This window comes from Actinoplanes ianthinogenes (assembly GCF_018324205.1).
In the GTDB taxonomy this organism is placed as follows: domain Bacteria; phylum Actinomycetota; class Actinomycetes; order Mycobacteriales; family Micromonosporaceae; genus Actinoplanes; species Actinoplanes ianthinogenes.
The window spans coordinates 3,807,035-3,820,098 of the sequence record NZ_AP023356.1 but is presented as its reverse complement, the minus strand read 5'-3'; the positions used below and the strand labels follow the sequence as shown (position 1 = coordinate 3,820,098).

Here is a 13,064-nt window from a genome sequence, read left to right as displayed (position 1 = left end):
CCCGTGAGCTCGGCGTCGGCGGTTACTGATCCCCGATTGAGACCCGCTACCAGGGAATGACGAAAGCCCGGTCGCTTCTGCGGCCGGGCTTTCGTCCGTCGTTCCTCAGTCGACCGGGGCGAAGCCCGGCAGCCACTCCTCCAGGATCTCCCGGTACGCCGCCTCGGCCTCCAACTGGCAGAGCACCCCGATCGAGCCCAGCGTGACCCGGTGGATCAGCAGGTAGGACGGTGGCAGGTTGAGTTTGCGCCCGAGCTGGTAGGCCGGCGATCGCGGGTTGGCGAGCCGGGCCGCCTCGCCGCGCAGCCAGCTGCGGGTGAAGCGGAACCGCTCGACCGCGACCGGCTCGATCATCGGCCGGAGGAAGGCCAGCACCGCCGCCGCGTCGATCTGCTCGTCCCGCTTGATGAAGCCCTCGTCGCGCAGCCCGTCGGCGACCGCGTCGGCGTCGCCGTCCAGGGCCAGCCGGACCAGCCGCCCGATCGGCTCGGGATGCCCCTCGGGCAGCCGGGCCACCGCGCCGAAGTCGATCACGCCGAGCCGGCCGTCCGGCAGGATCCGGAAGTTGCCCGGGTGCGGGTCGGCGTGCAGCAGGCCGGCCATGGCGGGCGCGGAGAAGTGCAGGATCGCCATCAGCCGGCCGGCCTCGTCCCGCTCCTCCGTGCTGCCGTCGGCGATCACGCTCGCCAGCGGGGTGCCGTCGACCCACTCGGTGACCAGCACCCGCGGCGCGGAGGCCACCACCCGCGGCACGAAGATGTCCTCGTCGTCGGTGTACGCCTCGGCGAACGCCCGCTGGGTGGCCGCCTCCATCTCGTAGTCCAGCTCCTCGACGACCCGCTCGTGCAGCTCGGCGAGGAGCGGCTTGACGTCGATCCCGGGCTGAATGATCTTGAACATCCCGGCCAGCCGGGAGAGCTGCTTCAGATCGGCGACCAGGGCCTCGCCGGCGCCCGGGTACTGCACCTTGACCGCGACGGGCAGCAGCTTGGGCTTCCCGTTCCTCCGGGCCGGCGGCAGTTTCCAGACCGCTCGGTGCACCTGGCCGATGCTGGCCGCCGCGGCGGGGCTGTCGTCGAACTCGGCGAAATTCTCCCGCCAGTCCGGCCCGAGCTGCTCGGCGAGGGCCTTGTGCACGCTGGCCACCGGCATCGGCGGCGCGGCCTCTTGCAGCTTGACCAGGGCCTGCCGATAGGGCCCGGCCATCTCCTCGGGCAGCGCGGCCTCGAAGACCGACAGGGCCTGGCCGAACTTCATCGCCCCGCCCTTGAGCTGCCCCAGCACGCTGAACAGCTGCTCGGCGGTGCGCTGCTGGATGTCCGCGGAGATGACGTCGGCGGCGATTCCGACGGCCCGCTTGCCCAGGCCCAGCGCGGTCCGGCCGGCGAAGCCGAGGGGAAGAGCCGCGAGCTTGGCCGTCCGGGAAGCCGCGCGGCGCGGTATGTCCGTCACCAGATCATTGTGACCGACGTCCGGCTCTTCCTCTGCCCGTCGAACGTGGGTTTGCAGTGTTATGCGACAAAGGTTCGGATCAGGGATCCGGAATTCGGCGCGTCCGCCGACGGCAGTCGCACGCCGGATGCGGTGACCAGCTCCGCCGGCGGGACCGGCCGGGCGCGCTGATCTCGACAGCCGCGCCGAGGGTGTCCGGGGTGCCGCCGTCCAGGAAGGTCAGCACCTCGGCGGTGGCGAGTCCGGTGGCGGTCAGCACGGTGGCCACCGTGCACGGCTCGCCCGCGGCCGGGCCGGGTGGCGCGGGGGCGCCGGGCCAGTCCGGGTCGCGCTCCCGCCGGTGCAGCTCCAGGCAGTGGAGACAGGGCCGCCCGGTGGCCGGGACGAACGGGCCGACGATCGCCGCGCCGTCCCGGATCCGGACCGCGAGGTGCGGCTGGCGCCGGGCGGTGTGCCCGGCGGCGATCAGGGCGACCGGCTGGTCGTGGGCGAGCTGGACGACCAGGTCGACGGTCGCGCGGCGGGTCTCGCGCACCTCGGTGTCGGGCGCCGCCCGGCGTACCGCGGCGGCCACCGCGGTGTGCAGCGGGTTGCCCAGGTCGGCCGCGGTGAGCGGGCTGCCGGCCAGGTCACCCGTGCCGACCATGCCGGCGAGGTCCGGATGCACGTGGCCCACCCCGGCCTCGGCCAGGGCGACCGCGATGGTCGCGCCGAGCCGGCCCCGCCCGGCCACCACCACCCGGGCCGCCTGCCGGCGGCGCAGGATGCGGGCCGGCGAGGAGAACGGGGTGCCGAGGGCCAGGGCGGCGGCCTCGCCGGTCAGCCGCCGTCGCTGCGCGCTGGGCAGCCCGGCCGGCAGCAGTGCCGCCGAGGGCAGCACCAGGCCGGCTCGGTGCAGCAGGTCGAGCAGCTGCCGGGCCTCCTCCGGAGGCACCCCGAGCTCGGCGGCGTGCTCCAGGACCTGCCGCTCCGGACGGTTGCCGTCGAGCAGGTCGAGGACCCGTGCCAGGCGCGGGTCGGGCATCTCCAGACGCACGGCGCGCGCCGGGTCCAGCCCGAGCTGCAACTCCACCGGCCCGCGCCAGACCCGGGTGAGACCCGGGATCAGGGTGGGGCGGGACAGCGGGGTGCGTGACGGTGATCGGGGCGGCTGGGTCATGAGTGACAGCGTGTCACTGTGGGGCTGCGGAGAGAGTTGGTTATCCACAGCCCTGCGGTCCGCCCCGCAGCGTTATCCACAAGCCGAGCCGAGTTATCCACAGGTGGATGCACCGGCTCCGGATAACTCAACGTGCTGGCTCGGACACGGTTACGGGTCCGAGGGGGAGGGCGGCCGGCGTGACCGGCCTCCCCAGGACGCGCGTCAGCTGGCCGGCTTGGCCTTTCCCAGGATCCGGTTCATCGTCGTCCCGCAGACCGGGCACTTGCCCTTGGCCATGTTCATGCCGGTCTTGGAGACCTCCACGTTGCCCTGGAAGTCACGCTTCTCCTTGCACTTCACGCAGTAGCCGTTGTACGTGGTGTCGGCCACGGTTCCTCCTCGTTCGTGTCGTCGGCCGCTGGGCCCCGTGCCTGTTTCGCGGCGACGGGCGCGAACCTGTCTGCGGCGCTGACCGCCAGGCGGCCACGTGGATGTGGCCATCCGTCCGGGGCGTGGACTTACCCAGGTCAGGCCGGTTCCATGTCAGCGCGGCGTCGGCGGTGTCGCCGACGACGTGAGTGTGCCGGGAGGAAGTGCCCTTTTCGTACAGATTTGCCGGGACACGCCGGTGATTACCTTCATATCGGCACGAAAGGGAGTTGCGCCCCGAGTAGCCCACTGAGTCGACGATGGTCTAGGTTGACGGCTGTCTCCGATGTTGCGGCTGGGGAAAATTTTTTCGGGTATATGCGGACGTAACAGTCGTATTCCGTGACAGTCATTGGGCGTACTCTTGCGGTGACCAGGGTCTCGCGGATTAGCGTCTCAACGTGAACCCGAATCTGGGCCGCGCGAGCCGGTAATGGCCCGCGCGCGCAAACCTGTCGTGGAAGTGCGGCGCAGTCAGCGTCGCCGCAGGACGGTGTCCGCCTATCGCGACGGCGAGCGCGTGGTCGTGCTCATCCCGGACCGGTTCTCGCGCGCCGAGGAGACCGAGTGGGTCGAGCGCATGCTCGCCCGGCTCGCCGCTCGTGAGGAGCGCCTCCGGCACACCGACGCCGAGCTGTTCGCCCGCGCCGGCCGGCTCACCGCGCGCTACCTGGACGACTACGCCGACCTGGTCACCCCGGCCAGCGTCCGCTGGGTGACCAACCAGAACGGCCGCTGGGGCTCCTGCACCCCGGACGACGCCACCATCCGCATCTCCCACCGCATCCAGGAGATGCCGGACTGGGTGATCGACTACGTGCTCCTGCACGAGCTGGCCCACCTGGTCGTGCCCAGCCACAACGCGCGCTTCTGGGAGCTGGTCAACCGCTTCCCGAAAGCGGAGCGGGCCCGCGGCTACCTGGAGGGCGTCGCCGCCGCCGGCTCCCTGGTCATGGCCGAGTAACGCACGGTCCGCTCGGTCACGGTCCGTGCTCAGGTCGCGGTCCGCCGGACTCGCCGCGGTCCGAGTTTTCGGTACGCCATGAAGCGCGCCCACCGCCATCACCGACCAATCGGCAGGATTCCGGCGGCGCCACGCGGGCAGGAGACCTAGGTGCCTGAGTAGGGTGCTCCTGTGACGCGGCGTGTGGTGGTGGCGATGCTGGTCCCGGTGCCGTGGAGTCCGCCAGGGGTGGACCTGCACGCCTGGCGTGCCGCCCTCGCCGAGGACGTCGTCGACCTGCTCGCCCGGCTGGCCCAGGCCGAAGCCGCCATCGCGGCCGCTCCCCAGGACCGCGAGCTGGCCGAGGAGATCGCCTGGCCGGGCATGCGGATCTACGAGATCTCGCAGGCCACCGTGCTGCCGGCCCTGGCGGCGGCCGCCGCGGACGGGTTCGACCAGGCGGCCGTGATCGCTGCCGACGCGCCGGACGTACCGGGAATGATTTTGGGCAAACTCCTGCGGCCGCTGGACAGCAAGGCTGTCGCGGTCGCGCCCGGCGGGCCGTCGGGGGGTCTGCTGGGCGTGGCCACCAGCCTGCCCGCCCCGGCCTGGCTGGCCGACCACGACCTGGACACCGGCTCGGCGCAGCTGCTGCGCCGGACCGCCCCGGCGCCCGGCGATGTCACCTCGACCCCACCCTGGCGCCGCCTGCGCGGCCCCGCCGACCTGGCCACCCTGGACGTAGCCCTGGAGGGCTGGGACAACACCCGCGTCCTCCTGGGCGGCTGACCGGCCCGATGGAGCTCGGCCGGGGCGATGTGACCGCCCCGGCCGGGCCACGGATTACTTCTCCGGCTCCTCAGGGCCGGGCTCCGGGTTGCTCTCCAGGCCCTCCAGCTCGCTGATGTCCCAGTCGGACTGGCTGCGAGCGAAGACGTCCGGGTGAGCGAAGTCCTCGTCGGTGGGGAGCAGGTCGGGGTGGTCCCAGAGCGAGTCACGGCCCTGGAAGCCGCGGTGCTCGGTGACCGCCGTCCACAACGCTCCCGCCTCGCGCAGGCGCCGGGGCCGCAGCTCCAGGCCGACCAGGGCGGCGAACGTCTGCTCGGCCGGACCACCGGCGGCCCGGCGGCGGCGGAACGCCTCGCCGAGCGCGGCCACCGACGGCAGCCGGTCACCGGCCGCGTCGTCGACCACGTGTCCGACCCAGCCCTCGATCAGCGCCAGCGCCGTCTCCAGACGGGCCAGGCTGGCCTTCTGCTGCGGGGTGTCCTCCGGGGTGAAGATGCCCTCCAGGGCCATCGCCTGCATCGACTCCGGATCGGTCGGATCGACGCGGCTCATCGCCTCCTCGATCGCGTCCCGGTTCACCGTGATGCCGGTGGCGTAGGTCTCGACGGCGCTCAGCACGTGCGCCCGCAGCCACGGGACGTGCCCGAAGAGCCGCTGGTGGGCCGCCTCGCGCAGGGCCACGTAGAGCCGGACCTGGTCCTCCGGCAGCTCCAGGCCCTCGCCGTAGGCCTTGATGTTGGCCGGGATCAGCGCGGCGGTGCCGGCCGGTCCGAGCGGGAGGCCGATGTCGCCGGCCGAGAGCACCTCGGCCGCGAGCTGGCCGAACGCCTGCCCGAGCTGGCCGCCGAAGAGCGCCCCGCCGAGCGTGGCGACCATCGACTGCATCGGCCCGAGCTGGGCCCGGGCCTCCTCGGGCACCAGGTCGCCCATGGCGCCCACCATGCGGCCGGCGATCGGCTCGCACAGTTTCTTCCACACGTCGAGGGTGTTGTAGATCCACTCGTTGCGGTTCCACGCCACGGCTTTGTGAATGCCGGTCGGGAGCGCGCAGACCGGGTCGAGCCACAGGTCGGCGAGCCGCAGCGCCTCCTCGACCTGGTGGCGTTCGTGCATGTTCACCGCGGGGTCGCCGCTGGCCGAGAGCTGGCTGGCGGCGACCTGCCGGGCCAGGTCCCAATTGACCGGGCCACTGCCGGGGGCAGCGAACATCTGCTGCAACTGCGCCATGAACTGCTGCATCTGCTGCGGGTCGGACGGGTCGGGCGGTTGTGCGCCCGGCAGGGAGAAGCCGAACGGGATATCAGGCACGACCCCAACGGTACGCGCGAAAAGCGCCCCGCGGACTGATGGAGGTGTCAGCTCAGAGAGAACTCAGACAGGGTCGGTAGTCTCACGCGCATGAGACGACGCGGTGTCACCGTCATCCTGGGCGCCCTGATAACCGCCCTGCTGGCCGCCGGTGTCATGATCGCCCCGTTGCCGTACGTGGTGCTCAAGCCCGGCCCGACGGTGAACACCCTCGGCTCCTCCCAGGGCACCGAGGTGATCCAGGTGACCGGGGCGAAGACCTCGGCCTCGACCGGCGAGTTGCGCCTCACCACGGTGAACGTGCAGTCCCAGGTGGAGCTGGTGGCGGCGGTGCAGGGCTGGCTGAGCCACCAGGACGCGGTCGTCCCGCGCGAGCTCATCTACCCGCCGGACCGCAGTGAGAAGCAGGTCCAGGAGCAGAACGCGCAGGAGTGGAAGCAGTCGCAGACCAGCGCCGAGACGGTGGCGCTGCGCGAGCTGGGTTACCCGGTGCAGACCTACGTGCGTAAGGTCACTCCGGGCAGCGCCGCGGTCGGCCTGCTCCAGGAGGGTGACGTGCTCACCTCGGTGGACGGCGCCGCGGTGAGCGAGCCGGCCCAGCTCACCGCCCTTGTGCGGGCCAAGCCGGTGGGCACCGCGCTGCGCGTGGGTTACACGCGGGACGGCAAGCCGGGCACCGTCGTGGTCACCACCAAGGCGGGCGAGGACGGCAAGACCCCGCGCCTGGGCATCGAGATCGACATCAAGCAGCCGCACCCGTTCGACATCAAGATCGACTTGGACAAGATCGGTGGTCCGAGCGCCGGCCTGATGTTCACCCTGGGCATCATCGACAAGCTCCGCGACGAGGACCTGACCGGCGGCAAGGTCATCGCGGGCACCGGCACCATGAGCGACGACGGCACCGTCGGCCCGATCGGTGGCATCCCGCAGAAACTGGTCGGCGCGCACGACGCCGGCGCGAAACTCTTCCTGGTTCCGAAAGACAACTGCGCGGAAGCGCTGCGTAACGCGGTGGACGGCCTGCCGATGGCGAGGGTGGCCACCGTGGACGACGCGCTCACCGCGCTCAAGACGTTCACGTCCGGTGGCACCCCGGCGCCTTGCACGGCGCAGTGACGCCACCGGCCGTAATCGACCACGTACCGCCGCGTATCGAAGCTGGATACGACAATCTAAGGTGAAACACCGGCCCGACGAAGTGTGGAGCCAACGTTGGTAATGCGAAACAGTCCGCTACCGAGGATGAGCCGGCGCGGTCGCGTCACCGTCGGCGTCCTGGTGGGGGTCTTCATTCTCTTCACGCTGCTCGGCTGGGGCATCGACGCGTACACCGACTATCTGTGGTTCTCCGAGGTCGCCAAGACGAGCGTCTACTCCGGGGTGCTGCTCACCAGGCTGACGCTGTTCCTGGTGATCGGTGCGGTGATGGCCCTGATCGTGGGTGGCAACCTCTATCTGGCGTACCGATTGCGGCCGCTGCTGCGACCGCACTCCGCGGAACAGGCCACGCTCGAGCGCTACCGGATGGTCCTGGCCCCGCGCCTGGGCCTGTGGATCACGGTGCTCAGCGTGATCATCGGCTTCTTCGCGGGTCTCTCCGCGCAGGGCCGGTGGAGCGACTGGATGCTGTTCCGCAACGCGCAGTCCTTCGGCCAGAAGGACCCGCAGTTCAACGTGGACATCGGGTTCTACATCTTCGACTACCCGCTGCTGCGGTACCTGCTCGGTGTCGGCTTCACCGCGGTGGTGCTGTCGGTGCTCGGCGCGCTCGCCGTGCACTACATCTTCGGCGGCGTGCGCCTCCAGGGCGTCGGCGACCGGATGACCACCGCCGCCCGCGCTCACCTGACCTCCCTGGTCGCCGTGTTCGTGCTGCTCAAAGCGGTGGCGTACGTGCTCGACCAGCGCGCCCTGCTGCTCGAGCAGCACGTCTCCCCGGGGCTGTACGGCGCCGGTTACACCGACGTGCACGCGCTGCTGCCGGCCAAGGAGATCCTGGCGTACATCTCGATCGTGGTCGCGGTGGCGATCATCGTCTTCTCCAACGCGGTGATGCGGAACCTGGTCTGGCCGGGCGTCTCGCTGGCGCTGCTGGCCATCTCGGCCGTGGCGATCGGCGGCATCTACCCGCTCGCGGTGCAGAACTTCCAGGTGAAGCCGAGCCTGTCGGACAAGGAACGCCCCTACATCGAGCGATCCATCCTCGCCACCAGAGCGGCGTTCGGGCTGACCGACACCGAGGTCAGCGAGTACAAACCGACCAACACCAACCCGCCGGCCGACCTGGCCGAGGACACCAGCGCGCAGAACGTGCGGCTGATCGACCCGCAGCTGGTCTCCCAGGCGTTCACCCAGTCGCAGCAGTCCCGCGGCTTCTACGACTTCGGCGAGAAACTCGACGTCGACCGCTACACGATCGACGGCAAGACCCAGGACTACGTGGTCGGCGCCCGGGAGATCAACGACGAGAAACTCTCCGCCCAGCAGCGGAACTGGCTCAACCGGCACACCGTCTACACCCACGGGTACGGCCTGGTCGCCGCCCCGGCCAACAAGGTGTGCGGCGGCACCGGCCTGCCGTACTTCGTCTCCGGCTTCCTCGGTGACAGCCAGACCAACACCTGCTCGGCGCCGAGTGACGAGCTCGAGGCCGACCAGCCCCGGATCTACTTCGGCGAGCAGTCCACCGAGTACGCCATCGTCGGGGCGCCCGACAAGAGCACGAACGTCGAGTTCGACCGCCCGCAGGAAGAGAACAAAGACGCCTCGGTGAACTACACCTACGAGGGCAAGGGCGGCGTCCCGATCGGCTCGTTCTTCCGCCGGCTGGTGTTCGCGATCAAGAACACCGAGAGCAACTTCCTGCTCTCCGACCGGGTGAACGAGAACTCCCGGCTGATGTACATCCGCACCCCGCGCGAGCGGGTGGAGAAGGTCGCGCCGTTCCTCACCATCGACGGCGACCCGTACCCGGCGGTGATCGGCGGCCGGATCGTCTGGATCCTCGACGGCTACACGACGGCGCAGACCTATCCGTACTCGCAGAAGATCAACCTCGCCACCGAGACCCGCGACGAACTGACCGGGACCGGCTCGTTCGCGCTGGCCCGGGACGACGTCAACTACATGCGCAACTCGGTGAAGGCGACCGTCGACGCGTATGACGGGACGGTCAAGCTCTACCAGTTCGACGACCAGGACCCGGTGCTGAAGGCGTGGAACCAGGCCTTCGGCGGCGACCTGGTGATCCCCAAGGGGCAGATCCCGCCCGAGTTGGCCGCGCACTTCCGGTACCCGGCCGACATGTTCAAGGTGCAGCGCAACCTGCTGACCAAGTTCCACGTCACCAACCCGCAGACGTTCTTCAACGGTGACGACTTCTGGCAGGTGCCGAACGCGCCCGACCAGCCGCAGACCGGGGTCAAGCAGCCGCCGTTCTATCTGAACGTAAAACTGCCCGACCAGAGCGCCACCACGTTCCAGCTCACCTCCGGTGTCACCCCGGCCAACCGGGAGAACATGGCCGCGTTGATCTCCGCCTCCTACCAGGACGGCGGCAAGCCGAAAATCGAGGTGCTGGAGCTACCCGACCAATCGGTCTCGGCCGGCCCGATCCAGGTACACCGGCTGATGGTCAACAACGCGAGCATCTCGCAACAGTTGTTCGGGTTGAACCGCAACGGCCAGGCCACCGTGCTCTACGGCAACCTCATCTCACTGCCGCTCAAGAACGACATCCTGTACGTCGAGCCGGTCTACGTGAAGAGCACCCAGGCCAACGCGCCGCCGCTGCTCCAGAAGGTGCTGATGTCGTACGGTGACGGCTCCGACGTGGTGTTGGAGAACAACCTCACCGACGGCCTGAAAGCGCTGGCCGCCCTCGGCAAGAGCGGCAACAACAACTCCGGCACCACTACCACGCCACCGACGACGACCCAGCCGGGCGCACCGACCGGGCAGCTCAGCCCGAGCCTGGCAGCGGCCGCCGCCGACGTGGACAAGGCGATCGAGGACCTGCGGAACGCCCAGAAAGCCGGCGACTTCGCGGCACAGGGTCAGGCGCTGAAGGCCCTCGACGAGGCGATGACCCGCTTCCAGCAGGCCCAGGGGGCCGGTGGCGGCCCGACCGCGGGGCCCAGCACCGCGCCGTCGGCGGCGCCGTCTGCCGCACCGTCCGCGACCGCGGGCGGCTGACCAGCACGAACTCCGACTCCGGGGGCTGTTTTGCAGCCCCCGGAGTGGGTGCGCTAGGCTTTACCTACCGACGCGGGGTGGAGCAGCTCGGTAGCTCGCTGGGCTCATAACCCAGAGGTCGCAGGTTCAAATCCTGTCCCCGCTACGAGTGGTGAGGGGTCCTTGTCCGCGGAAAGCGCGGACGGGGGCCCCTCTTCGCATATCTGCTCAGGGGGCCGAGCCCCCTGAAACCCCGCGTTACGGCGGTGACTGTTCGCTCGTCGGTGACGGGTTGGGGCGGTCGGGGGTCTTCGGGAATTCCGCGTTACGGCAGTGGCTGGTTGCTTCGTGCGTGACGCGGCTGGGGCGGCCGGGAGTCTTTGGGAATTCGGGCGTTATCGCGGTGACGGTTCGCTCGTCGGTGACGGGCTGGAGCGGTTGGGCGTTGCGGTGGTGGCTGGTTGCTTGTGGATGGCGGGTTGGGGCGGCTGGGAGTCTTCGGGGGTTCCGTTGCTGCGGCGGTGGCTTCTCGCTCGTGGGTGACGGGCTGGAGCGGTTGGGCGTTGCGGTGGTGGCTGGTTGCTCGTGGGTGACGGGTTGGGGCGGCCGGGAGTCTTCGGGAACTGCATGTTGTGGCGGTGCCTGGCTGCTCGTCGGTGACGGGCTGGGGCGGTTGGGCTTGTGGCGGTGGCTGGCTGCTTGTGGATGGCGGGCTGGGGGCGCTTGGCTTTGGGTCTTGCGGGTTAGGGCGGGGGCTGGTCGTTGGTGGGTGGGTGGCGGGGGCGGTCGCCGTGGGGGCCGTAGAGGTGGAGGACTTCGGCTGGGGTGGGGGTGGCGGGGCCGAACCAGTGGGGTTCGGTGGTGTCGAAGTCGGCGGTGTCGCCCGGGGAGAGCAGGCGTTCGGTGGGGCCGAGGCGTAGGCGGACGGTGCCGGACAGGACGTAGAACCAGGCGTGGCCGGGGTGGGCCACCAGGTCGTGGGGGCCCGGGGTGGGTCCGAGGATCTGTTTGAAGGCTTGCAGGCGGGCGGGGTAGGTCGTCAGCGGGACTATCACGCTGGCGTTGCGGGTTCTCGGGGCGGTTCGGTGTGGGGTCAGGTGGGCTCTCGGGTCGCCGGTGGGTGGGGCGCCGATCAGATGGTCCAGGGCGAGGCGGTGGGTTCGCGCCAGCGGGATCAGCAGGTCCAGGGTGGGGCGGCGTTTGCCGGACTCCAGGCGGGACAGGGTGCTGACCGAGAGGCCGGTGGCGGTGGCCAGGGCCTCCAGGGTGAGGCCGCGTTCCTGCCGGATGTGGCGCAGGCGCGGGCCTATGCCGTTGATCAGGTCCTCCAGCTCGCGGTCCATGGGAGCAGTTTGCGGTCTTCGCAAGTTTGCTGGGAAGGGCGGGGTGCTGCCGGGAGCATCTCTCGCGTGATGGAGAGAAATCGGCGGTGGGTGGTGTTGGCGGTTTGCTGCGTCAGCATCTTTGTGGTCGGGCTGGACACGACCGCGGTGAACGTGGCGTTGCCGGCTGTCGGGCGGGACCTCGGGCTGGACGTTCGGCAGCTGGAGTGGGCTGTCGACGCGTACACCATGGTGGTGGCCGCGTTGTTGATCTCGTCGGGGGCCTTGGCGGATCGGGTGGGGCGGCGGCGGGTCTTCCGGGCCGGGCTGGTGCTGTTCGCGATCGGCTCGGTGGGATGTGCGATGGCGCCCGGGCTGGGGACGTTGGTCGCCGCCCGGGTGGTGCAGGGTGTCGGCGGGTCGATGTTGAGCCCGGTGGCGCTGGCGATCGTGGTCGGGGTGATCACCGAGCCTCGGGAGCGGGCACAGGCCATCGGGATCTGGGCCGCGGTCTTCGGGCTCAGCATGGCCGCGGGACCGGTGCTCGGCGGGGTGTTGATCAGCGGCGGCGGCTGGCGGCCGGTGTTCTGGGCCAATCTGCCGATCATCGCGGTGGTGCTGGTGCTGACGGCGGTCTACGTGCCCGAGTCGCGGGCGCCCCGGCCGCGCCGGCTCGACCTGCCGGGGCAGGGCTTGCTGATCGTGCTGGTCGGCGCGGTGGTCGCGGTTCTCATCGAAGGGCCGCGGGTCGGCTTCGGGTCCGGGTGGGCCCTGCTGGGGTACGCCGTGATCACCGTCACCGCGGTTGCCTTCGGGCGGGTGGAGAGCCGCCGGGGCGAACCGCTGATGGAGATGGGGCTGTTTCGCCGGCTCCCGTTCGCGGCGGCCGTGGGTGGCGCGGTGGTGATGTTCGTCGCGCTGAACGTGACGTTGCTGCTCGGCACGCTGTACCTGCAGCGGGTGCGGGGTCTGAGCCCGATCGCGGCGGGTGCGGTGACGCTGCCGATGGCGCTGGCCGCCACCGTCTGTGCACCGCTCTCCGGGCGGCTGGTCGGGCGGCTGGGTCCGCGGCTGCCGTTGCGGCTGGCCGGGGCGAGCACCGTGCTGGGCGGACTGCTGCTCATCGGCTTGAGCGACCGGACCTCGATGGCGGTGCTCCTGGCGGCATATCTGTGTGCCGGGGCCGGAATCGGCTTCGCGAACGCGCCGATCACCAACACCGCGGTGAGCGGGCTGCCGCCGGAGCGGGCCGGGGTAGCCGGAGGCATCGCCTCGACCGCTCGCCAGGTCGGTGCGGCGCTCGGCATCGCGCTGGCCGGTGGGCTGGTCGCGGACGCCGCCCCGGCCGGGTTGGCCGTGGCCAGCCGGCCGGGCTGGATCCTGGTCGCGGGCTGTGGCGCGCTGGTGCTGCTGATCGCCCAGACCGCCCCGGCCAGCCGGGTGGCGGCCGCCGCGCGAACACCGGAGCCGGTCGGTCGTTAGCCCAGGCCACCTGCGGTGTTCA

10 protein-coding genes and 1 tRNA gene are annotated in these 13,064 nt (G+C 70.6%); 6 read left to right on the top strand and 5 right to left on the bottom strand.

Going from position 1 to position 13,064, the window contains the following annotated elements:
* Positions 1-105 precede the first annotated feature (105 nt).
* From Aiant_RS17050 to Aiant_RS17040, 3 genes are all read right to left on the bottom strand, one after another.
* Positions 106-1,452, bottom strand: coding sequence for an ABC1 kinase family protein (locus tag Aiant_RS17050; RefSeq protein ID WP_189328566.1), 1,347 nt, complete (start codon positions 1,450-1,452; stop codon positions 106-108).
* Positions 1,453-1,531: 79 nt separating this feature from the next.
* Positions 1,532-2,611 (bottom strand): ThiF family adenylyltransferase, encoded by a 1,080-nt coding sequence (locus Aiant_RS17045; RefSeq protein ID WP_189328567.1) that lies wholly within the window; start codon positions 2,609-2,611, stop codon positions 1,532-1,534.
* 204 nt (positions 2,612-2,815) lie between these two features.
* Positions 2,816-2,983, bottom strand: coding sequence for a DUF5679 domain-containing protein (locus tag Aiant_RS17040; protein WP_189328568.1), 168 nt, complete (start codon positions 2,981-2,983; stop codon positions 2,816-2,818).
* 472 nt (positions 2,984-3,455) lie between these two features.
* On the opposite strand from Aiant_RS17040, the gene Aiant_RS17035 reads away from it, so the two are divergent.
* Together Aiant_RS17035 and Aiant_RS17030 are read left to right on the top strand one after the other, a co-directional pair.
* Positions 3,456-3,986 carry a M48 metallopeptidase family protein gene (locus Aiant_RS17035; RefSeq protein ID WP_189328569.1) on the top strand — a complete coding sequence of 177 codons (531 nt, stop codon included), beginning with the start codon at positions 3,456-3,458 and terminating at the stop codon, positions 3,984-3,986.
* A 195-nt stretch (positions 3,987-4,181) separates the two neighbouring features.
* Positions 4,182-4,754, top strand: a complete 573-nt coding sequence (locus tag Aiant_RS17030; protein WP_425322700.1) for a hypothetical protein — start codon at positions 4,182-4,184, stop codon at positions 4,752-4,754.
* Between the two features lie 54 nt (positions 4,755-4,808).
* Here Aiant_RS17030 and Aiant_RS17025 read toward each other — a convergent pair whose 3' ends face one another.
* Entirely contained in the window at positions 4,809-6,062 is a 1,254-nt protein-coding gene (locus Aiant_RS17025; protein WP_189328571.1) for a zinc-dependent metalloprotease, read from the bottom strand.
* Between the two features lie 90 nt (positions 6,063-6,152).
* Here Aiant_RS17025 and Aiant_RS17020 point away from each other — a divergent pair, with 90 nt between their 5' ends.
* The 3 genes from Aiant_RS17020 (at position 6,153) to Aiant_RS17010 (ending at position 10,404) form a co-directional block, all read left to right on the top strand.
* Entirely contained in the window at positions 6,153-7,181 is a 1,029-nt protein-coding gene (locus tag Aiant_RS17020; protein ID WP_189328572.1) for a YlbL family protein, read from the top strand.
* 126 nt (positions 7,182-7,307) lie between these two features.
* A complete protein-coding gene (locus Aiant_RS17015; RefSeq protein ID WP_189328573.1) occupies positions 7,308-10,259 on the top strand; it encodes a UPF0182 family membrane protein in 2,952 nt (983 codons plus the stop codon).
* 71 nt (positions 10,260-10,330) lie between these two features.
* Positions 10,331-10,404 (top strand) — tRNA-Met (locus tag Aiant_RS17010).
* A 577-nt stretch (positions 10,405-10,981) separates the two neighbouring features.
* Here the strand turns inward: Aiant_RS17010 and Aiant_RS17005 are convergent.
* Complete coding sequence (locus Aiant_RS17005) at positions 10,982-11,581, bottom strand: helix-turn-helix domain-containing protein (protein ID WP_189328574.1); 600 nt, start codon at positions 11,579-11,581, stop codon at positions 10,982-10,984.
* A 69-nt stretch (positions 11,582-11,650) separates the two neighbouring features.
* Here Aiant_RS17005 and Aiant_RS17000 point away from each other — a divergent pair, with 69 nt between their 5' ends.
* The gene (locus Aiant_RS17000; protein WP_189328948.1) at positions 11,651-13,042 is read left to right on the top strand and encodes an MFS transporter; all 1,392 of its coding nucleotides are present in this window, start codon (positions 11,651-11,653) and stop codon (positions 13,040-13,042) included.
* The last annotated feature ends 22 nt before the right edge of the window (positions 13,043-13,064 follow it).

Excerpts from the sequence above, each read along its gene's own strand:
- Aiant_RS17020 (WP_189328572.1), top strand. The coding sequence starts at position 6,153 with ATGAGACGACGCGGTGTCACCGTCATCCTGGGCGCCCTGATAACCGCC.
- Aiant_RS17045 (WP_189328567.1), bottom strand. The coding sequence starts at position 2,611 with ATGACCCAGCCGCCCCGATCACCGTCACGCACCCCGCTGTCCCGCCCC.
- Aiant_RS17030 (WP_425322700.1), top strand. The coding sequence starts at position 4,182 with ATGCTGGTCCCGGTGCCGTGGAGTCCGCCAGGGGTGGACCTGCACGCC.
- Aiant_RS17035 (WP_189328569.1), top strand. The coding sequence starts at position 3,456 with ATGGCCCGCGCGCGCAAACCTGTCGTGGAAGTGCGGCGCAGTCAGCGT.
- Aiant_RS17000 (WP_189328948.1), top strand. The coding sequence starts at position 11,651 with ATGGAGAGAAATCGGCGGTGGGTGGTGTTGGCGGTTTGCTGCGTCAGC.
- Aiant_RS17015 (WP_189328573.1), top strand. The coding sequence starts at position 7,308 with ATGAGCCGGCGCGGTCGCGTCACCGTCGGCGTCCTGGTGGGGGTCTTC.
- Aiant_RS17005 (WP_189328574.1), bottom strand. The coding sequence starts at position 11,581 with ATGGACCGCGAGCTGGAGGACCTGATCAACGGCATAGGCCCGCGCCTG.